We start from the raw sequence: 20692 nt of genomic DNA on the forward strand, positions 1-20692 counted from the left end.
GCTTGTTTACGATCCCGTCCCTTGTGGCGCCGGACTGTGAAACAAGGACCGCCGAAACAAGGACCGCCGCGGGCCAAAGTGCCACTAGCTGGACTCAGGCCGCCATTGCGAGATCGGCCGCGGAAAGTACGGAGACGTTGACCTCGCATTGCTGCGGGTCGATGAGGGCCGGGAGATGGTGGGACTGGGAGCAGAACTGGAGCGCGTCCAAGGCGGCGGGGTCCACATCCGCGCTGGTGACGTCCACTTCCAGGGCGAGACCGTCCATGAGGGCATTTGCCCGCCTCATGACGACGTAGAGGGCGTCGAGGCTTCGGGAGGTTAGGTGCCCATGGGCGGTGATGCGGACCTGGGCACAATCGATGTCCATGTTTACGAGAAGCCGGATTTTTTCAGTCATGAGTCCTCTTCCGATCTGGAACCGCGACGCTGCGGCCCGGGGACAACACTAAGTGCAAGATGTGATGGAGGCAACAGTCATTACGGGCGGTGTTCTTTTCGGGTGTTAGGTGCTTCAATCGCAGCATTTTGCCCGCTCACGGGCGCTTTTGAGGATAACCGAATGTGGACCATCGCTTCTTGATTAACCATGGCTCTTCCGGGAAAGCTGGCATACAGTTTTAGCCATTACCTCCCGGCTGCCCGTCGGATTCCCGCACGACGTAGGCGCTTAGTCGCGGACTTTTGCAACATGGGGTCAATGCCGATTCCAGGATGACGAAAACGTGAAGGAGAAACATGCCACTTGCACGGACTGGACATCGAAGTACCGCTCATCATTCTTCTGTTACGGCACGCAAGCCCCGGATTCCTGCCTGCGGCCAGTGTGGTCCCGGGTTTTCCTTGATTTTCCATGAGTACATTCCGGAGGTTTACGCCGTCGACGGCAGTGGACTGAAGCCGCCGTCGGTGAGCTATAGCTGCGCAAAATGCGGCCTGACTGACAACCACCAAGTCCCTTCCGGCTGGGCGCCGCCGGAGTGGCAGTGGTACTCGTGATCTAGCGAGGCCGCCGGGATTTTAAGAAAGCCATGCAGGACGTGCCCCAGGCACCGGCCGGGACGCCGCGGACTCGACGGCGACAGCTGGGACCGAATGGGTGAATTGACGATCTGACAAGCGTCATGGAATGAAAATGTCCCGCCAGCATTGGGGGTAACTGGCGGGACAGCTACACAATACCAAGCTATCGAATATTCACAAGGAGCGCCGCGCGCAGGGTTTGTGTACAGATGACACCCCTTAAACCCGTCGTTAAGGGGTGGTATCTGTACACAAACTCCGCGGGTCGGGGCCAGACGGGACGGGGCCAGACGGGACGGGACCAGACGGGACGGGCAGCGGAGAGGCCGAAACGCGCGGAGGTTTAGTCCCCGGCCACGGCTTGGCGGTAGGTGCTTGGCGTAAACCCGAGGTATTTCCGGAAGTCGTTCGTCAGGTGCGCGTGATCGGCGTAGCCCAGCTCGGCGGCGAGGACGGACAAATCGACTCCGGGATCAAGTCGCGCGCGTTCGGCCGCGTCCTGGAGCCTTCGACGGCGGATCAGGGCGGCAGGGCTGAGGCCGATGTACTTCTTGGCCACCCGCTGCAAAGTGCGCGTCGATACCGCCAACGCAGAGGCAACGTCCTCCACCCGGACGAGGGAGGCATCCGAGGCGACCACGTCCATGAGCCGGTTCGCCAACACTGCTTCCTCTGACATCGCCGGCCCGGCAACGGAAGCCAGCCACCCGACGAAGGCCTCCACTGCCCGCTCGCGGTGAGTGCCGCCGTCGTGCGCGTTCATTGCGTCCGATACGGAAAGGCGCAGCTTTTCCGCAGGGAAATCCACTTCGGTGTCCCGCAGGCTCCCCGGGTCATCGGTGAACAGGGGCACGGCCGCGGGGCGCAGCAGTGCGCCGACCGCCCAACCCTTACCGCGCAGGTCTCGGTGGGCGGCACGAGTGCTCGGACCGGAGAAGGCGACGCCGTCGGGCTGGACCACCAGGTTGCAGCTCGGGTATGCGATCAGATGCTGTCGGGACGTGCGGCCAGGCTCGATGTCCCACTCGGGAATCCAGAACCATTGGACGAGCTCCGCAACGGACGCCGGCGCCGGGAGCCGGTGGAAAGCAGGCAGCCGGGCCGGGTACAGGATCCCTTTGAACGAACTCTCCATGGTTCTCTTCATTCCTGTCGCGAATCTCCAAGCACGCTGAAATCCCGTCGCGTAGCGTCGTGAACATGACAGATACTACAAGCACCGAAGCAACCACGGCCGCCCACGGAAAGCACACCACGCACGGAATCCCGAATGGCCTGACGAGCCTCACACCGTTCCTCGCCGTACCGAATGCCAAGGACGCGATCGCGTTTTACAGGCACGTGTTCGGCGCACGCGTTGTCGGCAGCACGGAGATGGGCGGAGCGGTGGTCCACGCAGAACTCGACTTCGGGAACGGCCACCTCCAACTCGGCGAACCCAACCCCGAATACCACCTGGTTCCGGCACCAATGGGCGACGACGACTGCTACTCCCTCGGCCTGTACTGCCAGGACGCCGACGGCCTGGTGCGACGCGCGGAGCAGGCCGGAGCCACGATCCGCGAACCGCTGTCCACCTTCGTCTCGGGCGACCGCTACGCCAGCATTCGGGATCCATTCGGTGTCCGGTGGTCGATCATGACCCGCGTGGAGGACCTATCCGAAGAGGAAAGCAACCGTCGCGTCGAAGAATGGGCGGCGAAGCAGGGCTGATCAGGTGGTGGCGCAACGTTGAGGCGCCACTGTCCTGTCCGTGGGGTGGAAAGAATCGATGAAAGAGGTGTCGCCACTACCGGTAGGGTCCAGGGCGATCGCGACGACGTACCCCGCCTCGCGGGCAACGATCACGGTGTGGGCGGTCAGCTTTTCCCCGGTCGACTTGTTCGTGAAGGAGATCAACACCCTGCGGGTGGTGGAGAAGCTATTGCTTGTTACCTCGGTACCGTCCACGGATGGGCTGCCGGTTGCTTGGGCGGCGAAGCGGCTGAGGATAGTCTGCTGTATCGTCAGCGCTGTTGCCTCCTTGCTTGTCGCTGTTGGCCTGCAGGAGAACCGCGCCGCGGTCACCTCTTGCGCGGTATACCCCTTCCCGGCAACGGACCAGGTCCGCTCGGTGACGGTGGCCCCGTACACGGTTCTCGGGGTTTTGGTGGTCAACTTCGGCACGGCGCTGAAGGACGCCGTGAAACCGTCCGCGGTGCTGGCGACGGCGCGGTTGTCACCAGGGCCCGACGGCGATGGCAGCGTTTGATTCGAGAAGTCCGGTCCGTGGTTCAAGACTGCCGCGAACGCCACGGCGGGGATGGTGCCCATGAGGACAGCCCAGGCGCCTGAGAACGCGACGGTGGGGGCCAGGTATCGAGACCGGACTACCTTTGACAAGACGACTGCCCGGCCGATCATGTACACCACTCCGCCAAGGAAGACCCACGCCCAGTGGAATGGACGAACGACTCCAGCCTTCTTTAACTGGCGCCAGTCGAAGAACCCGAAAAGAATCGTCACCACCGTCAACGCCAGGCTTACTGCTGCGAGCAGAAGCATTTGGGGTGCAAGCGACTGCAGTGCCTTCGTATCCGCCGAGGCGCTTGCGTCCAGGAAGGCCAAACCGAGGCTGGACTGCCAAAGGAAAAGGAGGAGCCTCGCTCCAACCGAGGCCACCAACAACCATGAGAAAAGGTTTGGCACCCGCACTCCCGGCGGCAACGGGGGACGCCACGACGGCGGAGGACCACCGGGCGTAAACGGGGCGGGCGGTGTCAACGGGGCGGGAGCCGCGTGTTGTCCTGGTCCGGGGACGGGCTGGAAAGGCAGGTTAGGTTCAGGCGGGGATGGTAGCGACATGGAGCCTTCCAGGACCGTGGAATCGAAATCGAGCTGCGTAAGTTGATTGCAGGCTCAGCATAAAGGCTCGCGAATGAAAATTCCCCGAGGCGATTGCCTGGGGAATTTTAATTTGGCGGGGGCGGTGGGATTTGACCCTTTTCAGGGTACATCGCGAAGAGGATCGCACCCGTCGCGGAAGTGGGCAGACCAACGTGCTGCTGTCCTGGGAGGACGAGGAACGCAGGCATATCCGGCGCCAAATTCTCTTGAAGGCACCCGTTGTTCCGGGCCATCTGGTCGTCTCACGGGCCACCGCCGTGCAATCGCTCAAGAACCTTGCCACCGTGCTCATCTGAACGTGCTGCCCCTTCTCCTCCTTGCCGAAGCGACCGCCATCCGGGACGTCCGCCTCGACTCCTGGTTCACCGTTGCCGGCGCGGTTGTCCTGGGGCTCTGGACGATGCTCGACGTCCGAGCCTTCCAACGCACCGGGATCTTCCTTGCCCGCACGGCAAAGCCGTGAACCGCGCAGACACCCCGCTCACCTCGGTGGGGTCTCAACGATGCCCGGTCACAGACCGGCTTGTGAGTTCTTGTGAGTTTGGCGGCCATGGTGAACCTGGCAGGTCTTGCGTGCGCGGGGACGGGTAGGAGTTGATGCACCGTCCCGGGAGGCCTGCCGGGGTTGGTTGCCGGAGCCTGGCTCCCGGTGGTGAGGGTCTGTGCCCGGTTTGAACGCGCTCTTCGGGCACTGCAACGTGAGCCCGGCGGCGCGTGCGAAACTCACTTGAGCTTTTCCGGCTACTCCAGGCGGGTGCCGAAACCGGTGCTTCGGCGAACACGCGTAGTCGACAACGTCACGCTCGCGGAGGGAATCCCGCCAGGGCCCGGTTACCCTCCGGACCCTGACTTTCGCGCCCACGCATGAGCAGGAAGGATCCGGCACCGGCGTGAACAAGCGCTCCGAAAGCGGACGCGCCGGATGATAGCCCGTTGTACTAGCGGCCAAGCTGTAAACCGGCCGGTTTTCTGGGTGCCGGCGGGTCGTTGCGGGGGGTTCAGGCGCTGCCGGTGACGGTGGTCCAGATGCCGATGGCGCCGGCGATGAGCATGATGGCGGTGGTGCCCCAGCCCAGGGTGGCGGCGAGTTTTCCGTTGCGGTACTGGCCCATGAGGTCTTTGTCCCGGGAGATGAGCATGGTGACGATGAGGAACGGGGCGGCGGCGATGCCGTTGATGATGGCGCTCAGGACCAGCAGTCCGATGGGGTCGGAGTCGAAGAGACTGATGATCACGCCGCCGATGGTTCCGATGCCGAGAAGGACATAGAACGTGCGCGCGTCACGGGGGTGCCGGTCGAAGCCCCAGTTCTTGCCGAGCAGTCCGGCGAGGCCGGCGGAGCCGGAGGCCGCGAGGACCGGGATCGCGAGGATCCCGGAGCCGACGAAGCCGGCGGCGAAGAGGAACTTCGCTGCCGGCCCGGCGATGGGTTCCAGGGCCCTGGCCGCGTCTGCGGCGGTCTTGATGTCCGTGCCGTTCTTTCCCAGAGTCGCTGCGGTGGCTGTGATGATGGCGAACATGACCAGGACGGAGAAGAACATGCCGATGAACACGTCGGCGCGGGCGTTGCGGAGTTTGCGGTGTGCGGCGGGTTTGGGGTGGTCGTCCAGTCCGACGGCGTTATCCCCGCCGAGATCGTCTCCCCGGAGTTCCTCGATGCGTTGCGCGCTTTGCCAGAAGAACAGGTAAGGGAGATCGTGGTGCCCAGGACGGCCACGATCAGGCCCAGGTAGTCCCAGCTGAAACGGAACTGCAGGCCGAGTAGGCCCGCCAGAACATCCCCCCAGTCCACGTTGGCCACGAAGAGGACCGCGACATAGGCCAGCAGGGCCAGGCACAGCCACTTGAAGATCTTGGCAATGACCGAGAAACCGCCGGCGACCAGCACGATGGCTATGCCGATGCCGGCAATCGCGCTCCATGCCTGGGCCGGGCCGGCGCCGAAAAGTTCCATGCCCTGCCCGACCGCCATGAGGTCCGCCGCCGCGTTCAGGGTGTTCGCCCCGAGTAGCGCGACGATGAGGATCCCGATCACCACCCGCGGTTTGCGCGAGAACTTCCGGCGGGCCAGCCTGCCCAGGCTGTCCCCGGTGGCCAGCGCGGTGCGGTCGCAGATCTCCTGGACCGCCATCATCATCGGCAAGGTCACCGGCGCGGCCCAGAGCATGCCGTTGGAAAACGCGGCGCCCACCTGGGCGTAGGTCGCGATGCCGGACGGGTCATCATCGGCCGAACCGGTGACCAGGCCCGGACCGAGCAGACCGAGGAACCGCCGGATCGGTGATCGTTTCCTGTCTGGAGCCGGATTCCCCCGATTGGCGGAATCCTCCGGGTTGCCGCTTCCGGCCGCGGCCATTCCGGGACGTTCGGTTGCGTCCCGGGAGCTCATGCCCCGGGAGCTCATGCCGTCCTCCGGCTCTTCACAGGGCGCTAGATAGTAAGCATGCTGAGTATCCAAGTCATGCTTCAGCCTATGCCCAAAGGGCCCCCGATCGCTAAAGCACCGGTTTGGATCATTTTCTGCAGAAACTGCCGGGGCGCGCCGTTTACGCGCCGGTCCCGGTTGGTTCGTTGGTGTTGGGTCCGGGTGGGGCTTTCCGGTGCCGGGCGGGTCCAGGACACCGCGGGCTGGCGCAGCCGGGGGGCGGGTTCCACCTGCCCGTGGCGGGGGTCTGGGTGTCACATGACGGAGTGTGTTGACGTGATCCGGGCCACTGCGGGTAGGGTGATGTCAGTCATGAAGCGGCTTTCCCTATCTCGTGCGAAAGTCGGCCATGGCAGCGTTTATCTCCCCTCACGAGCCCGCCCGACCTCGAGAGAGCCGGACCGGTACGGGCCTGGCCGGGGGCCGGAGCCCGTCCTGGATACAGCAGTACACCAACGAGTCGCGCCTCGGGTCCTTCCCGAGGCAGAGCGCCTTCCGGCGGCTCTTCCGGCGCTGGCCTTCCGTTCCCACGCGCGAACTCGAACGCATCCGCTCCATCCTGCTCCATTGCGGCGAGGTGGCCCACCCGGCCGCGAATGACTGCTTGACCGGCCCGGCGCAGGCATTGTTGGATCTCGTCTCGGCCGAGCTGCACCGGCGCAGCGGAGAAGGACATGCCCGACCTCCCGGAAGCGACCCGGGGGCCGGGCCGGGTGGACAGGCACCGGCCGGTGGCCGGGGAGGGGTCCTCTGATGGCTGGCCGCTTTGAACTGTTCACCGACAGCGCCGGCGCCTGCCGGGTCAGGCTCGTCGATGACCTCGGGCACGAGCTCGCTGTCTCGCCTCCTTTCCAGGACCAGGACGCCGCCGTGCGCGGAATCCACGCCCTGCGTGAGATCGCCGCCAGCGGACTCATCGAAGACCACCGCACCGGCCCCTGACCAGCCGGTGGTGACCATAATGCAGGAAAAGGAAACACGGTCAAGGAGGGCGAGCCCGAGATGAAACCGCCGTCCATGGACCCCGGCAGGCACAACCCGGCGCTTCGGAACCGGGAAATCGTCATCGACCGGTCCCGCGCCGAAGCCTTCCTCGAAGAATACGGCCCGGACCACGACGGGCCCTGCGGCGTTGCGGCCTGCGGAAACCCATCGAACTTCAAGGCGTTTGCCCGCTGGTCATTGGGTCTCAGAAAGGGATCCCTTGCTGGGACGGGACGAAGTTGGCCGGCGCGCCCTGGCATTCGACTTCAATTGGTCCGGTTTTCGGGGTCGATGTGGGCTGCTGCATGTCCCAACAACATGTCTCACGCCGTGATTCTCAACATCTCCGGTCTTTACACTTTGGTTAGGCCCGGGGGAGCGCGACCTAGGGTCCAGATTTCTGACCTTCAGCCAGGGTGTGAGTCGGGATGGTTGGCCCCGATGCGCGGTTGGCTCTCCTGCTGGGGGACTAGTTGGAGAAGTGTTTGGGTTTTCCGCTGGATTGACGGGGGATGAGGGTGGGCATGGCCCGTCGGATGTGTGGTTCGGTGCCGGGGTTGACGATGAGGTCGACGGCGGTGGCGGCGATTTGGTCCAGGGGGACGTGCACCGAGCTCAGGGGTGTGGGGAGCCTGGCGGAGAGCGGTGTGTCGTTGTAGCCGACGAGGGCCAGGTCGTCGGGGATCGTGACGCCGTGGCGGTGGGCTGCGGCCATGATGCCCATGGCGATGTTGTCGTTGGCGGCGAAGATCGCGGTGGGGCGTGTGCGGGGGTCGTGGGTCAGGAGGGCCTCGCCGGCCGTGTATCCGTTTTCGATGCCGTAGCCGGCTGCGATGAGCCATTCCTGGCGGGGTTCGATGCCGGCTTCCTGGAGGGCTTTGCGGGCGCCGTTGAGCCGCGCTGTTCCGGTGGAGGTGAATCCGGGTCCGGTGATGACGGCGATGTCGCGGTGGCCTAGGTCGATGAGGTGGCGGACGGCCAGGTAGCCTCCGGTTTCGTCGTCGCCGAGTGCGGAAGGGCTTACCCCGTCGGTGCGCAGGACCAGGGCGTGGGCCACTCCGCGTTGGCGCAGGAGCTTGGGTAGGTCGTCGTCGAGGCGGGCGGTGGCGAGGATGAGTCCGTCGACGTTGCGGTCCAGGAGGGTTTCGGCGGCGCGGCGTTCGTCGTCGGGGTCGTCGCCGCTGCTTGCCACCATGGCAAAGTAGCCTCGTGCTGACGCGGCTCGTTCCATTGCTTCGAACATGAGGGCCATGACGGTGTCGCTGAGGCGGGGGACCAGTACTCCCAGGGTCCGGGTTTCTCCCCGTCGGAGGCTGGAGGCGAACGAGTTCCTGCGGTAGCCCAGTTCCTCTGCGATTTTGCGGACATGGGCTGCAGCGGCCGACCGTGAGGTGGTGCGTTCATCCAGGGCACGGCTGGCCGTGGAGATGCTCACGCCGCTTGCTGCAGCAACGTCTTTGAGCGTGACTATGGCTCCCGGGGCGGCCGGCTCCATTGCGTTTCTCCTCTTCAACAGGGGCGTTACAGACACTCTATTCCTCCTTCTTGCAAACGTTCTCTTGACAGTGAGCTGGGACACGTGCAAACTTGAAAACGTTCCTGCAAACGTTTTCAAGTTTAGCGGAACTACTGACATCAAAGAAGACAAGAAGGTAGCTGCAATGACACTCGATCTCCGCGGACTCAGCCCCGCACCTGTCACTCCGTTCACCGAAGATGGCGCTATCGACTTCGCTGCGATCCAGCGCCTGGGTTCATGGCTCGGATCGATTGACGGGGTGAAGAGCCTCGTCGTCCTGGGCCACGCCGGCGAAGGCACGTTCCTTACCGAAGAGGAGCAGTTGGACGTTATCCGCGCGTTCGTGGCCTCCACCGACGGCCGTGTGCCGGTCGTGGCGGGCATCACCAAGGAGGGCAACAAAACCGCGGCCCTCGAGGCCAAGAAGGCCGTCGAGGCCGGCGCGTCAGCTGGTCTCGTGTACCCCTCGCACGGGTGGCTGCGCTTCGGTTACCAGCAGGGCGCCCCGCAGTCCCGGTACAAGGAGATCTACGAAGAGTCCGGTCTGCCGCTGATCCTTTTCCAGTACCCGGACAACACCAAGGCGAGCTACGACCTGGACACCCAGTTGGAGATCGCTGGCCAGAAGGGCGTCTTCGCCACGAAGAACGGTGTGCGGAACATGCGCCGGTGGTACACCGAGATCCCCGCGCTGCGCGCCGCGTACCCCGAACTGCAGGTGCTCTCCTGCCATGACGAGTACCTGCTGTCGACAATGTTCGATGTCGACGGACTGCTCGTGGGCTACGGCAACATCGCCCCCGAACTGCTCGTCGAACTGATCGAGGCCGGCAAGGCCCAGGACTACAAGCGTGCCCACGCAATCCATGAGCGCCTGCTGCCGGTGACCCAGAACGTCTACCACCGCGGCTCGCACATGGAGGGCACCGTCGCCCTGAAGTGGGGCCTCGTGAACCGCGGCATCCTCGAGCACGCTACAGTGCGCACCCCGCTGCTGCCCCTGCCCGAGGGCGCCGAGACCGAGATCGCGGAAGCCTTCGCTGCTGCGAACATCGGCAAGGTCACCGCTACCGTCTGATCCCTGCTTCACTGGATCCTAAGGGTGGCGGGCACACCGCCCGCCACCCACCCAACTTTTGCTCCACCCTCGGTCAATGACGACCCCCGGCAACACAGCTGGAGAAGGAGGACTCGCCATGCGCGAGCTGCACAAGACCGCCGCCCCTGCACTCAAGGACCACCCCGTGCAGGGGCCTTCCGCCGGAAGCCCCGCACCTTCGGTCGGGACCGCCGCGTTCTACACCCGCAGGGAGGTCCGGTTCATCCTGGCGTTCGCCCTGCTCGGCACCCTGTTCGACGGGGCCGAGCTGAACCTGATCGGCTTCCCGCTGGCCTACATTTCCGACAGCCTGCACGTCTCCACCATTGCCCTGATCACCGTCGCCACGGTCCAGGGCTTCGCATCGATCCTGGGCGGGTTCGTCTTCGGCACCCTCGGCGACACCCTCGGCCGCCGACGGACGTTCGCGGTCTCGGTCCTTGCCTTCGGCGTCGCGGCAACCCTTGGCGGCCTTGCCACCAACTACGAAATCTTCCTCCTCACCCGGGTGCTCGCCGGCGTCGGGATGGGCGGCCTCTTCGGACTGTCCTTCTCGATGTTCACCGAATGCTGGCAGACCACCAAACGCGGCACCATGGGCGGCATCATCCAGTCCATGTACTTCGTCGGCGAAATTCTCACCGCCGGCCTCATCTACTTCTTCCTGTCCGTCCTCGGACACGACCTGGGCTGGCGGGCAGGCTACGTCGCCATCGGTGCGATCAGCCTGGTCATCGGCGCGGCATCGCTGAAACTGCTGCCCGAATCCAAACAATGGCTCAGCTACCAGGAACACCGCCGCAACGGCACCCTCCCGCCGGAGATCCGCCGCTCCAAAGTCCCAGTGATCGACATCTTCCGCCCGCGGTTCCTCTACGGGACCGTCCTGTTCATGATCCTGTCGACCGCGATGTTCCTCACCACGAACTCCGTCGGCGCCTACCTGTCCACCTACTTGCTCAAAACCCAGAAACTGTCCCTCGACACGGTCAGCCAGATCGTCCTGCTCGGTTACGTCGCCACGATCCTCACCTACTCGGCGACCGGTCTCATCTCCGACCGCATCCGCCGCAAATACGCCTTCACGGCAGCGTGCCTGTTCGGCACCGCAGGCTTCGCCTGGTTCCTGACCCTGCTCACCACAGGGCACGCGCAAATCACCGGCACCTTCTGGACCGCACCCGGCTTCTGGGCACTCATGATGTGCGCCGGCGGTGCAGGCGGCTTCGGTGTCCTCGGCGTCTGGATGTCCGAATTCTTCCCCACCCGCATCCGCTCCACCGGCTCCAGCGCCAGCTACTACGTCGGACGAGGCCTCGGCGCCGGAGTTTTCCCCCTCTTCGCCCTCACCCTCGCCGGAACCGTCCCGTTCGCCCTCGCCCTCGGAATCATCGGCCCCGCAGCAGGAGTCATCTTCTCCATCCTCACCCCCGACCGCACCGGCCGCACCATCGCCGAACTCGAATAAAACCACCACCCGGAAACCCCTCCCGGACCTAAGGACCGCAAGCCGTCAGGCCAGCCAACGGGCGAGCCATTCCGTAGACAGGGAGTCCCTGTGCTGGATTGGTGGCGGCAGAAAGAGTGATGCGCTGCAAAAGGCACACGGCCCGCTGCTGCGCCGCATCACGCCGGAGGCCCGTCCGGGCGCCAAACACCCCTCGTATCAACGAAAGTCACCTTCGTGGAACAAGCCGGAACCTCTCCACGTAGTCTCGTTCCATCATCAAGACCCCGGGGGGCGCCATCGACAGGCGGATGGCGCTTCGGATCTGGCTGTCGGTGACTGTGCGGGGGCGGCCGCTAAGCTTCTGTCCGGTTGCTCGGCGTTTGCTGATCGTGCCCGCTTTCGGTGGCGGCCGTCTGGGGTGCCTACGCCATTGGCTTTGGTCCGGCCCTGGCGCCTTCCAGGCTGCTTGGAGCAGCGGGTAGCTCCATGGCGCGATCAGGCCGCAGACGCCCACCGGCTCGTAGGCAATCCGGCTGAGGGCGGCGGCGTCGCCGGCGTCGACAATGCGGCCCGCCTGCTGCGCGGGTCGCAGGACTTCCAGGAGATGGTTGTTAGGAAATCCGGTATAAGCGCGTCCTGGCGCTGACCCGTCGAGGTCGGTGCCAGGACGTGCTTTGGTGGTTGGGCTATGCGGATTCGTGCTACCGTCCGGAGGCCGGGTCCGTTTGGGAGTCTGAGCGGTACACGACGAAGACTTTCCGCAGTTTTTCGAGTACCCGCCAGGTTCCGGTCCATCCTTGCGGGAATACTGCTGTGGTTCCTTCGCGGAGTTCAACGGGATCTTCGCCGTCCCGGGTGGCGATCATCCTTCCGTGGATAATGTGAATGACTTCGCCTCTGGAGAGGAATTCCCATCGTGAAAGGCCTGGTTCGGACTCCCAGGTTCCGGCGGCAATCTGTTGATTGTTGCTGGTGTAAATGACCTTGCTTCGGACGGCGATTTCGCCTGAGAGGGGTTCCGCGGCCGGCGGGGAGAGCAGACTTTCCTCAAAGTCGGTGGGTTCCAGAGCGTGCGCGTGAAGGGTGATTGTCATTTGTCGGCTCCTGTTTGAATGAGTCGGAATGCGGGTTCGTAGTCGGGATCGGTGATTGGCGGCCGGTTCAGGCTGAAGGGTTCGATCGGGTGACTGGTGCGGCCTTGGAGCATCAGCTCGGCCATGATCTTTCCGATGAGGCTGCTGAACTTTCCTGCGTGGCCGGCGCCGTTGAAGACCGCGATGTTGGGATGTCCGGGCACGGTGTCGAGGACGAAATTCCGGTCTGCGGGCATGTCGTAGATGCAGGTCTTGTTTGATAGGGCCGGCCCGACAGCATCGGGCAGGTATCTGCGCAGGAAGTCGCGGAGGATTTCTGCTTCCGTTTCGTCGCCTTCGAAGACGCGCTCATCGCTGGTGATGAAACGTCCGCGTAGGTCGCGAGCGAGTTTGGTCGCAGCTTCGCCGTACACGGGGAATCCGTACAGGACCTCGGTGTCGTGCCATATCCAGATCGGAAATTTTTCCGGAACGAAACTGGCCAGGTTCTTGCTGGCGAAATAGCTTACCTGTTCCTGGGAGAGCGTTAGTTTGAAGTTCAGGCCCAGGTCAGGCATCAGCTCGCCCAGCCAGGAGGCTGCGCAGACGACGAGTTTGTCGGCGCTGAAGGTGCCGTCCGAGGTGGTGACCGTGACGCCGGCGGCGTTCATTTTGATGGCTTCGACCTTGGTTCGGGGCCGGAACTCGACGCCGTTCGCAAGCGCCAGGGAGGTGTGGGCAGAGACTGATTTGCGGATGTCCAGCAGCCCGCCGTCCTCTTGGTACAGTCCTACGACGTCATCATCGATGCGCCACTGGGGGTAGCGTCTGCGCACTTCGCCGGCGGTGAGGGACTCGTAGGGGATCCCGACGGCGTCCAGGGCCCTCTTGTAGCCTGCGATCTCCGTTTCCCCGATTCCTCCTCCGGGCGCCAGGTCCAGTCCTCCGGTTTTGTGGACGAGTTTCAGGCCGGATTCGGCTTCGATGTGGTCCCACGCGTCGAACATGGCGGGGGTGAGACAGGTGTAATCGGTGGTGTGGTAAGCGTGGCGGATGATGCGCGAGTGGTCCCCGGACGAGCCCCAGGAGTGCAGGAGATCATATTGTTCGAGTACTAAAACCCGCTCGGCTCCGGTGGCGGAGAGCCAGTATGCTGTGGCGGAGCCGATGGCTCCGGCTCCGATCACAATGTGTGAGTATCCTTTGGGCACGATCGCTCCTCGTTGACTGTTTTTCCTGCGTGTATGCGTGGTTCCTTCTGGTGGTCCTCAGGCTGAAAGAACCACGAAGCAACCGCTGTCTTTTTCTTGATGGTTGATGATTCCCTTCAGTGGGTTTCCGGAACGAAATTGCTTTCGTTTGGAACGTCGCCAGATGAGGGGAGGGGTGGGGTGTGTCAGATGTTGAGTACAAGGCGTTTGCTGCGGCATCGAGAAACGCAGATCATCATGGTGTCGCCGGCCGCGCGTTCGGCATCCGAGAGCAGGGTGTCGCGGTGCTCGATTTCGCCGGAGATCACTTGGGTCTCGCAGGTTCCGCAGATACCTTCTCTGCATGAGCTCAGCGGGGCCCTCCCGGCTTCCTCGAGCGCTTCGAGGATGCTGGTTCCGGCAGGAACTTCCACAAGGGCTCCGTCGCTGAGTTCGACCTCGAAGGAACCCTCGGCTACTGCAGCAGGGGGCGCGGTTGTCGTGTCGGCGGCGAAACGTTCGTAGTGCAGCCGGTCACGGTGCCAGTTTCGGGTCAAGGATTGGACGTCGTCCAGCAGTCCGGCGGGGCCGCAGACGTAGACGTGGGCCTGCAAATCCTTGGCTTCCTCCAGCAGTTCAGCCAGCGGGTATCGTTCCCCTCCGTCGCGGGCATAGACGATGACGTTTGCGTCAGCAGGGATTTCATCCAGGAATGCCATGGCGGGGCGGGTTCGTCCCAGGTAGAGCAGCCGCCAGGGGGCACCGGAATCAGCCACTTCCCGGACCATGGGCAGGATGGGGGTGATTCCGATGCCCCCGGCGATGAAGAGGTATTCCTTGGCGGGGCCAAGCGTGAAGGTGTTCCGCGCTTGCCGTACCTGGATCTTGCTGCCGGGGCGTAGTTCTTGGTGAATGAATTCCGAGCCGCCGCGGCTTTCGTTTTCATGGAGAACGGCGATGCGCCAGTACGGATCTGTTGGCTGTGAGCAGAGGGAATATTGGCGCAGCTTCCCGTTTGGCAGCAGGAGGTCCAGATGGGCGCCTGGTTTCCAGGGCGGCAGGGGTTCCCCGAGAGGGTGGTGGAGGGTGAGTGAGAGGATGCCTGTTGCCTCCCGGGTCATGGAACGGACTTCTACGTCGAAGAAGTCGAGGGTGTTCATGTGTGGCCTTTTCATGATCGGTGGGGGACGCGCCTGTTTGTAAGACCAGGGCATTCGGGCTGGTTCGGGGATTAGAGAACGGATGCCAGGAAAGTCTTTGTGCGTTCGTTGCGGGGGGTGGTGATGATTTGTGCGGCCGGGCCTTGTTCGATGATGTTTCCATCGGCCATGAAGACCACCCGGTCTGCGACGTCCCTGGCGAAGTTCATTTCGTGGGTAACCACGACCATGGTCATTCCGGTCTGGGCGAGGTCTTTCATGACTTTCAGGACTTCGCCTACGAGCTCGGGGTCCAGGGCTGAGGTCGGTTCGTCGAACAGAACGATTTTTGGTTCCATGCATAGCGCGCGGGCGATGGCCACGCGTTGTTGCTGGCCCCCGGAGAGCTGGCGGGGGTAGGCGTGGGCCTTGTCTGCCAGGCCGACCCGCTCCAGCAGGCGCAGTGCCCGCTCGGTGACCACTGATTTTTTTTGGCGCAGCACGAGCCGGGGGGCTTCGATGAGGTTTTCCAGGACGGTCATATGCGGGAAGAGGTTGAAGTGCTGGAAGACCATGCCGATGCCGGTGCGGTTGCGGCAGACATCGTTGGGTTTCTGCTCGTGGAGTTTGGTCCCTTTGATGTCGTAGCCGACGACCTTGCCGTCTACCCACATGCGGCCGGCATCGATGCTTTCGAGGTGGTTCATGCAGCGCAGGAGGGTGCTCTTCCCGGACCCGGAAGGGCCGATCAGGCAGACCACTTCGCCGGCAGCGATTTCCAAGTCGATGCCCTTAAGCACATCCAGTTGACCAAAACTCTTACGGACGGCGTCGGCCTTGACCATGATCCTGGAACCGGTCTGCGGGGGGATCGGTTCGGTTATTGTCCCGGTCATCGGGTGCCGCCTTTCCGGGTATGGCTGCGGGCCTGTGCGGTCTTGTGGGAAGCGAGTGGGGCGTGGGCATTGAAAAAGAACTGCAGTTTCTGCCAGGGGGTGGGCGGGAGGCTGCGTTGTCCTCCTTTGGCGTAGCGGCGTTCCAGGTAGTACTGGCCCACACTGAGGATGGAGGTGACCACGATGTACCACAGGCTGGCAACGATGAGCAGCGGCACCGTCTCAAAGGTCCGTGCGTAAATGATCTGGGAGGAATAGAGCAGTTCCGGCACGGAAATCACCGAAACGAGGGCGGTGGTTTTGAGCATCCCGATGGTCTCGTTTCCCGTGGGCGGGATGATCACTTTCATGGCTTGCGGCAGGATGATCCGGCGCATGGTGTGGAACCGGTTGATGCCCAGGGCGCCGGCGGCTTCGGCCTGGCCGTGGTCGACGGAGAGGATTCCTGCCCGGACGATCTCGGACATGTAGGCGCCTTGGTTCAGCCCCAGGCCGAGGATCGCGGCGAACATCGGGGTGATGATCTGGTTGGCGTCCAGGTGCACGCCGGGGATCCCGAAGCTGATGGTCGGATACAGTGCGGCCAGGTTGTACCAGAAGAGCAGCTGGACCAGGACCGGGGTGCCACGGAAGAAGTTGACGTAGCCGAATGCCGCGGTGCGGACAACGGGGTTAAGGGAGAGCCGCATGACGGCCAGCACTATGCCGAGGACAATGCCGATGATCATGCAGACGGCGGTGAGCATGAGGGTGATCCCGATGCCGTTCATGATCGAAATATCGCGAAGGTACTTTCCGACGGTGTCCCAACCGAAGCGCGGGTTGGTGATGACGGACTGGAGCAGCAGGGCGGCGATTCCCAGGATCGCTGCGGCCGATACCCACCGGCCGGGGTATCTGGCCTTGACCGTGGTGTACTGGTCCGGTGAGGTCCATCGTGGCTGTATTTTGAGGGCTGTTTCACTCATGGTGTTCTGCCTGTCTACGCCCGGCTATTTGCCGGTGACTTGGTCGGCGGTGATGGCCGCGCTTGCCGGGATGGCCCATTTTTCGTTTATTTGCGTGTAGTGCTTGCTACCGACTAGTACCTTCATGGCTGCGGTGAGGGCGTCTTTGAGGCCTGATTCCTTGTTAAGTGCCAGTCCTGTCGGTTCGGGCTGGTAGTCGGGGCCTTGGGCGAGTTCGAATTTTCCGCTGGCCTGTTTGGCCTCGTATGCCAGTGAGATGCTGTCGGCCATGACCCCGTCGACCCGGCCGGATATCAAGGCGAGGTTGGCGTCGTTTTGGGTGGGGAACAGTTGCTGGTCGATGGGGGCTTTGCCGGCGTCGGTGCATTCCTTGCTCATCGCCGGCATGACTTCCAGGGATTGGGTGGAGCCTTTCTGGGCCGCGACCTTTTTGCCGCACAGGGTCCGGGATGTCATGAGGAGTCCCTCGGGGTTGCCTGGTGCTACGGCGATTCCGGAGCCGTCGGAGAGGTAAGCGACGAAGTCGACGATCTTTTTGCGTTCGTCCGTGATTCCGAAGTCCGACATGCCGACGTCGTATTTTTTGGAGGCCAGGCCGGGCAGGATGGTCTCGAAGGTCGCGGCAACGTGTTGGGCCTTCACGCCGAGGATCGCTGCGAGAGCGTCACCGGTGTCAACGTCCCAGCCGATCATGGTCTTGTTGTCGGTGTCGTAGTACTCGAACGGGGCGTAGGTCGGGTCCGAGGCAATGATCAGGGTGCCTCTTTCACGGACTGATTGCGGGAGAAGGGACCGGGCTTCTTCGTTGACGCCGGGTGTGGACGCGGCATCGTTGCCGCCGTTTTTCGCGGGCGCGGAGTCCGCGGAAGCGTTGGTGCAGCCGCTGGCTGCCAGAACTGTGAGGCCCGCCATAGCAATCAGGCAGGCCTTCTGGAAAACGTGCATGGGGAAACTTCTTTCACTGGCTTCTGTGGGGTGCAGCCGGGGAGTGTCCGGAAGATGCTTTCGCTGTTTGGGAGGCTCTGCCGGTGGTTCACGGGCGGATTTGCCTTCAGCGAGGGGCAGCGAGGACATGGTGACTGCGGGAATGCCTGGCGGCGCGGCAGACGGTGTTCGCAGACTGTCCGCGACCGCTGGGGAACTGAGGGGTTGGCTCATCAGGGAAATGAGCCTTTGGTGTCAATATGCTGCCGGTGCGTGCTGGCCTTACGGGACCCACCGCAGTGCTCTGCCGGTGGTTGGTGCGAGAGCTACGATGTCTACTGCTGCGTCCCCTGGTGTGACGGAGAGCCGGACCTTTTCATCGTCCTCGCCTTCGAGAATGAATACGTCTCCCGGGAGCAGCCAGCGCTCCCAAGGACCGTCAACGGCAGCCAGCCGCGCCTCACCGCGCAGGGGTGCGACAATGAGCTGCTGGCCGGCAGGACGGGACAGCTCACTGACGTGCCCGCCACTGACCTGGCGCCATTGCTGCTGGATGTGTTCGGAGTCGGTCTCCACGATCACGTGCTCCGCGTTGGACTGCGCGACCGAGACGGTCCAGCGCCAGGGGTCACCACGTTCGGGGGAATCGGGGCACGCGGCCAGGGTCCGGGTCCCTGATTGGGGTTGTACCTCGGCACCGAGGGCATTTGCCCTAGTCAGCATCCACATGCCGGCACCTATGCCCGTCCTGCAGCGACCGGAACCCGGCTGGCCGCTGCATCGCGGACCGTCTGCTCCTGCTTGAGCAGAGCAGCCATGATGCGACGGGCCTTGGCAACGCCGCCGTCCTGGGCGATCAGCACGTCGAATTCGTTCCCGGGCCGGCTCTGCATTCCAATCTCCTGGGCCTCCAAGGCACTGGCATCTTCATCCAACACCGTCGCCAGCCCTGTTTTGAGTTCTTCGGTTGCCTTCTCGTCCTGGACGGCGAAGTTGCGGCTAAAAGCGTAGTAGTACCAGGAATTGTGTTCATCAATCGGGGTGATTCCGTTGAGTACTTTGATGAGGTACCCCTCCTCCCGGGGACGGCCTTCCCCGGTGATCCCGGAGTGCAGAACATGCAGGTTCGGCACGAAAAATTCGGTGCAGTGGAAACGATCAAACAGACCGCGGGCATCCATGGTCTCGGCATAGAGAGGCGGTGCCTCGACGGAGGGCATAAGCCGGTCCACGCTGACCACGTTGCCATCGACCTCCACCGTGATCCCGTGCTCGTAGATGTAGTCGTCGCCGACCGTTGTCTTGTGCAGGAAGGATTCGTGGGTCAGGTCAAGCAAGTTGTCGTGGATCAGACCTGCCCGGCACTTGAACAAATACGAATGGGTCACGGTGGCCCATTCCGGGTCAACCATCCAGTGGGTATCCGGAACATCGGCCGGATCAGCCAGGTCGGGATCGCCCATCCATGCCCAAATCCAGCCGTCCTTCTCGGCCAGCGGGTATTTTCGGACGCGGGCCCGTTCGGGGATCGTGGTCTGGGCCGGGACCTTCGTGCAGGCACCATCAGGACCGTAGGCAAAACCGTGGTACCCGCACTCGACGGAGTCACCGATGGTCCTTCCTTCTGACAGAGGGAAGGCGCGATGGGCGCAACGGTCTGCCAAGGCCACGGCCTCCCCGGCCTCGGTCCGGAATAGCACCAGTGGCTGTTCGCAAATCATCCGCCGGACGGGTTTACGGGTCACTTCGGTCGACCACGCAGCCACGTACCAGGTATTCAACACATACATTTTCAAAGGCTCCTCGGTTGTCGTGAGTACAATGTATACGAGAGTGAGTACACTGTATACAGAGATGCGTAAGCGGGTCAATGGATTTTGTTAAGCCGACCATTTTCCAGCCCGTGGGCGACTTTGACCGCCGTACTACACTATGAAAATTGGGCTTTACACGAGGGAGATCCCCGCTTGGCAACATCGACGAAAGACACCCGGCCCCTGGCCGTGCGCGTGTACGAGCAAATCAGCTCGGACATTATTTCCGGCACCATCCAGGCCAACACGATGCTGGTCCAGGAGCAGATCGCGGCCCAGTACGGCGTGTCCCGGACCCCCGTCCGCGACGCTCTGACGCAACTGTCCCTGGAAGGTCTGGCCACTCTCGTGCCCGGCCGGGGCTACATCGTGAACAGCCTCTCCGCGAAGGACGTGGAGGACGTCTACGAAGTGCGCTACACACTCGAGGCACTCGCGGCCCGGCAAGCCTGCGGGCTCCATACGCCGCAGCAACTCATTCGGCTCCGCGCCATGGTGGACGAGTTCGAAACCATCGACCCCAACGATGCCGAAGAACTATTCCGCATGGGTGCAGCCTTCCACGCCGCCCTCCTGGAACCCTGTCCCAACACCTACCTCCGCAATACCCTCGCCGCCATGTGGGAGCACCCCATCCAGCGCCGCATCACCATGACCTACAGGCAAGGGGCCGAACACCAGGCCAAAATCGCACAAGACCATCGAAAAATCCTCGAGGCACTCAAAACCAACGACCCCGACACCATTGCCGAAGTCTTGCGCTACTGCCACAACCCCAAGGACGACCGACAGTAAGATACTCCGCGCAGGGGTAGACCATGAGCTTCCGCCTCAGGGGAACCCAGCGTCATGGGCATGCGTGGTGAGATGTCGGCGCGTGGTCGCCGGTTTTTCGTCGAGCTCAGAATGAACGAAGAAAGGGCGTACCGGCCGCCGAACTCGGGCATGCCATTCCCGTCAATGGGGAAGACCCAGTGATCGCCTGTAGAACGTTGGGGCCATGATGGTGAACAGCATCGACCCCTTAGGGGTGTCGACGTCGCCTTCGCCAAAGGTTCAGCACACGTAGCTCAGCGCGTCGGCTTCGAAGTTCTTCGGCGAAGGCGAGCATGTTCTGGGTGGAGCGTCCGAGCCGGTTCAGAGTACTGATGACGAGGGGTGTCTCCCTCGATCAGCGCATCGAGTGAGCGGTCGAACTTGGGCCGTGACGCCCGTGCCCTGGAGATACCATGATCCAAGTACAAGTCGTTGCGCCTGACTCGTGCGGCCAAGAGGTCCGCTTGCATGGATTGTCGGCTGGGC

General features: G+C 63.2%; 20 protein-coding genes and 3 pseudogenes. 8 read left to right on the forward strand and 15 right to left on the reverse strand.

Annotation, left to right across the window (positions count from 1 at the left end):
• Window positions 1–94: 94 nt before the first annotated feature.
• The gene (locus ABCW42_RS02385; protein WP_423183355.1) at window positions 95–400 is read right to left on the reverse strand and encodes a hypothetical protein; all 306 of its coding nucleotides are present in this window, start codon (window positions 398–400) and stop codon (window positions 95–97) included.
• Window positions 401–1366: 966 nt separating this feature from the next.
• Window positions 1367–2158: a helix-turn-helix domain-containing protein gene (locus tag ABCW42_RS02390; protein ID WP_423183356.1), complete on the reverse strand. Its 792-nt coding sequence runs from the start codon at window positions 2156–2158 to the stop codon at window positions 1367–1369.
• Between the two features lie 65 nt (window positions 2159–2223).
• Between ABCW42_RS02390 and ABCW42_RS02395 the strand changes: the two genes are divergently transcribed.
• Entirely contained in the window at window positions 2224–2736 is a 513-nt protein-coding gene (locus tag ABCW42_RS02395) for a VOC family protein (protein WP_423183357.1), read from the forward strand.
• On the opposite strand, the gene ABCW42_RS02400 is transcribed toward ABCW42_RS02395, so the two are convergent.
• On the reverse strand, window positions 2737–3711 hold the full coding sequence (locus tag ABCW42_RS02400; RefSeq protein ID WP_423183358.1) for a hypothetical protein: 975 nt from the start codon (window positions 3709–3711) through the stop codon (window positions 2737–2739).
• A 350-nt stretch (window positions 3712–4061) separates the two neighbouring features.
• On the opposite strand from ABCW42_RS02400, the gene ABCW42_RS02405 reads away from it, so the two are divergent.
• Both ABCW42_RS02405 and ABCW42_RS02410 read left to right on the forward strand, forming a co-directional pair.
• Complete coding sequence (locus ABCW42_RS02405; protein ID WP_423183359.1) at window positions 4062–4205, forward strand: hypothetical protein; 144 nt, start codon at window positions 4062–4064, stop codon at window positions 4203–4205.
• 2 nt (window positions 4206–4207) lie between these two features.
• Window positions 4208–4372, forward strand: coding sequence for a hypothetical protein (locus tag ABCW42_RS02410; protein WP_423183360.1), 165 nt, complete (start codon window positions 4208–4210; stop codon window positions 4370–4372).
• A gap of 535 nt (window positions 4373–4907) precedes the next feature.
• Here ABCW42_RS02410 and ABCW42_RS02415 read toward each other — a convergent pair.
• A pseudogene (locus ABCW42_RS02415) lies at window positions 4908–6313 on the reverse strand (Nramp family divalent metal transporter).
• A 370-nt stretch (window positions 6314–6683) separates the two neighbouring features.
• Between ABCW42_RS02415 and ABCW42_RS02420 the strand changes: the two are divergent.
• On the forward strand, window positions 6684–7088 hold the full coding sequence (locus tag ABCW42_RS02420; RefSeq protein ID WP_423183361.1) for a hypothetical protein: 405 nt from the start codon (window positions 6684–6686) through the stop codon (window positions 7086–7088).
• Window positions 7088–7276, forward strand: a complete 189-nt coding sequence (locus ABCW42_RS02425; protein ID WP_423183362.1) for a YegP family protein — start codon at window positions 7088–7090, stop codon at window positions 7274–7276. The genes ABCW42_RS02420 and ABCW42_RS02425 overlap by 1 nt, the downstream gene beginning before the upstream one ends.
• Before the next feature lie 511 nt (window positions 7277–7787).
• Here the strand turns inward: ABCW42_RS02425 and ABCW42_RS02430 are convergent.
• Window positions 7788–8813 (reverse strand): LacI family DNA-binding transcriptional regulator, encoded by a 1026-nt coding sequence (locus ABCW42_RS02430; protein WP_423183363.1) that lies wholly within the window; start codon window positions 8811–8813, stop codon window positions 7788–7790.
• A 166-nt stretch (window positions 8814–8979) separates the two neighbouring features.
• Here ABCW42_RS02430 and ABCW42_RS02435 point away from each other — a divergent pair, with 166 nt between their 5' ends.
• Together ABCW42_RS02435 and ABCW42_RS02440 are read left to right on the forward strand one after the other, a co-directional pair.
• Window positions 8980–9915 carry a dihydrodipicolinate synthase family protein gene (locus ABCW42_RS02435; protein WP_423183364.1) on the forward strand — a complete coding sequence of 312 codons (936 nt, stop codon included), beginning with the start codon at window positions 8980–8982 and terminating at the stop codon, window positions 9913–9915.
• Between the two features lie 118 nt (window positions 9916–10033).
• Window positions 10034–11404 (forward strand): MFS transporter, encoded by a 1371-nt coding sequence (locus tag ABCW42_RS02440; protein ID WP_423183365.1) that lies wholly within the window; start codon window positions 10034–10036, stop codon window positions 11402–11404.
• A 436-nt stretch (window positions 11405–11840) separates the two neighbouring features.
• Here ABCW42_RS02440 and ABCW42_RS02445 read toward each other — a convergent pair.
• From ABCW42_RS02445 to ABCW42_RS02485, 9 genes and pseudogenes are all read right to left on the reverse strand, one after another.
• Window positions 11841–11966 (reverse strand): annotated as a pseudogene (locus ABCW42_RS02445) (aldehyde dehydrogenase family protein); the annotation flags it as partial.
• A 121-nt stretch (window positions 11967–12087) separates the two neighbouring features.
• Window positions 12088–12480: a cupin domain-containing protein gene (locus ABCW42_RS02450; protein WP_423183366.1), complete on the reverse strand. Its 393-nt coding sequence runs from the start codon at window positions 12478–12480 to the stop codon at window positions 12088–12090.
• Window positions 12477–13670, reverse strand: a complete 1194-nt coding sequence (solA, locus tag ABCW42_RS02455; protein WP_423183367.1) for an N-methyl-L-tryptophan oxidase — start codon at window positions 13668–13670, stop codon at window positions 12477–12479. Before solA ends, ABCW42_RS02450 begins: the two co-directional genes overlap by 4 nt.
• A 185-nt stretch (window positions 13671–13855) precedes the next feature.
• Window positions 13856–14809: a PDR/VanB family oxidoreductase gene (locus ABCW42_RS02460; protein ID WP_423183368.1), complete on the reverse strand. Its 954-nt coding sequence runs from the start codon at window positions 14807–14809 to the stop codon at window positions 13856–13858.
• A gap of 71 nt (window positions 14810–14880) precedes the next feature.
• Window positions 14881–15633, reverse strand: coding sequence for an amino acid ABC transporter ATP-binding protein (locus ABCW42_RS02465; RefSeq protein WP_423184785.1), 753 nt, complete (start codon window positions 15631–15633; stop codon window positions 14881–14883).
• Between the two features lie 47 nt (window positions 15634–15680).
• Window positions 15681–16652 carry an amino acid ABC transporter permease gene (locus ABCW42_RS02470; protein WP_423183369.1) on the reverse strand — a complete coding sequence of 324 codons (972 nt, stop codon included), beginning with the start codon at window positions 16650–16652 and terminating at the stop codon, window positions 15681–15683.
• Window positions 16653–16676: 24 nt separating this feature from the next.
• Window positions 16677–17597 (reverse strand): ABC transporter substrate-binding protein, encoded by a 921-nt coding sequence (locus tag ABCW42_RS02475; protein WP_423183370.1) that lies wholly within the window; start codon window positions 17595–17597, stop codon window positions 16677–16679.
• A 261-nt stretch (window positions 17598–17858) separates the two neighbouring features.
• Window positions 17859–18299 carry a hypothetical protein gene (locus ABCW42_RS02480; protein ID WP_423183371.1) on the reverse strand — a complete coding sequence of 147 codons (441 nt, stop codon included), beginning with the start codon at window positions 18297–18299 and terminating at the stop codon, window positions 17859–17861.
• 14 nt (window positions 18300–18313) lie between these two features.
• Window positions 18314–19366 carry a Rieske 2Fe-2S domain-containing protein gene (locus ABCW42_RS02485; protein WP_423183372.1) on the reverse strand — a complete coding sequence of 351 codons (1053 nt, stop codon included), beginning with the start codon at window positions 19364–19366 and terminating at the stop codon, window positions 18314–18316.
• Between the two features lie 177 nt (window positions 19367–19543).
• On the opposite strand from ABCW42_RS02485, the gene ABCW42_RS02490 reads away from it, so the two are divergent.
• On the forward strand, window positions 19544–20185 hold the full coding sequence (locus ABCW42_RS02490) for a GntR family transcriptional regulator (protein ID WP_423183373.1): 642 nt from the start codon (window positions 19544–19546) through the stop codon (window positions 20183–20185).
• 201 nt (window positions 20186–20386) lie between these two features.
• Here the strand turns inward: ABCW42_RS02490 and ABCW42_RS02495 are convergent.
• Window positions 20387–20676 (reverse strand): annotated as a pseudogene (locus ABCW42_RS02495) (recombinase family protein); the annotation flags it as partial.
• Between the last annotated feature and the right edge of the window lie 16 nt (window positions 20677–20692).

The sequence above is a fragment of the Arthrobacter sp. NyZ413 genome (genome assembly GCF_049390645.1).
GTDB lineage: Bacteria > Actinomycetota > Actinomycetes > Actinomycetales > Micrococcaceae > Arthrobacter.

Coding starts and splice junctions, on each gene's coding strand:
- ABCW42_RS02385 (WP_423183355.1), bottom strand. CDS start 400: ATGACTGAAAAAATCCGGCTTCTCGTAAACATGGACATCGATTGTGCC.
- ABCW42_RS02390 (WP_423183356.1), bottom strand. CDS start 2,158: ATGGAGAGTTCGTTCAAAGGGATCCTGTACCCGGCCCGGCTGCCTGCT.
- ABCW42_RS02395 (WP_423183357.1), top strand. CDS start 2,224: ATGACAGATACTACAAGCACCGAAGCAACCACGGCCGCCCACGGAAAG.
- ABCW42_RS02420 (WP_423183361.1), top strand. CDS start 6,684: ATGGCAGCGTTTATCTCCCCTCACGAGCCCGCCCGACCTCGAGAGAGC.
- ABCW42_RS02425 (WP_423183362.1), top strand. CDS start 7,088: ATGGCTGGCCGCTTTGAACTGTTCACCGACAGCGCCGGCGCCTGCCGG.
- ABCW42_RS02430 (WP_423183363.1), bottom strand. CDS start 8,813: ATGGAGCCGGCCGCCCCGGGAGCCATAGTCACGCTCAAAGACGTTGCT.
- ABCW42_RS02435 (WP_423183364.1), top strand. CDS start 8,980: ATGACACTCGATCTCCGCGGACTCAGCCCCGCACCTGTCACTCCGTTC.
- ABCW42_RS02440 (WP_423183365.1), top strand. CDS start 10,034: ATGCGCGAGCTGCACAAGACCGCCGCCCCTGCACTCAAGGACCACCCC.
- ABCW42_RS02450 (WP_423183366.1), bottom strand. CDS start 12,480: ATGACAATCACCCTTCACGCGCACGCTCTGGAACCCACCGACTTTGAG.
- ABCW42_RS02460 (WP_423183368.1), bottom strand. CDS start 14,809: ATGAACACCCTCGACTTCTTCGACGTAGAAGTCCGTTCCATGACCCGG.
- ABCW42_RS02465 (WP_423184785.1), bottom strand. CDS start 15,633: ATGGTCAAGGCCGACGCCGTCCGTAAGAGTTTTGGTCAACTGGATGTG.
- ABCW42_RS02470 (WP_423183369.1), bottom strand. CDS start 16,652: ATGAGTGAAACAGCCCTCAAAATACAGCCACGATGGACCTCACCGGAC.
- ABCW42_RS02475 (WP_423183370.1), bottom strand. CDS start 17,597: ATGCACGTTTTCCAGAAGGCCTGCCTGATTGCTATGGCGGGCCTCACA.
- ABCW42_RS02480 (WP_423183371.1), bottom strand. CDS start 18,299: ATGCTGACTAGGGCAAATGCCCTCGGTGCCGAGGTACAACCCCAATCA.
- ABCW42_RS02485 (WP_423183372.1), bottom strand. CDS start 19,366: ATGTATGTGTTGAATACCTGGTACGTGGCTGCGTGGTCGACCGAAGTG.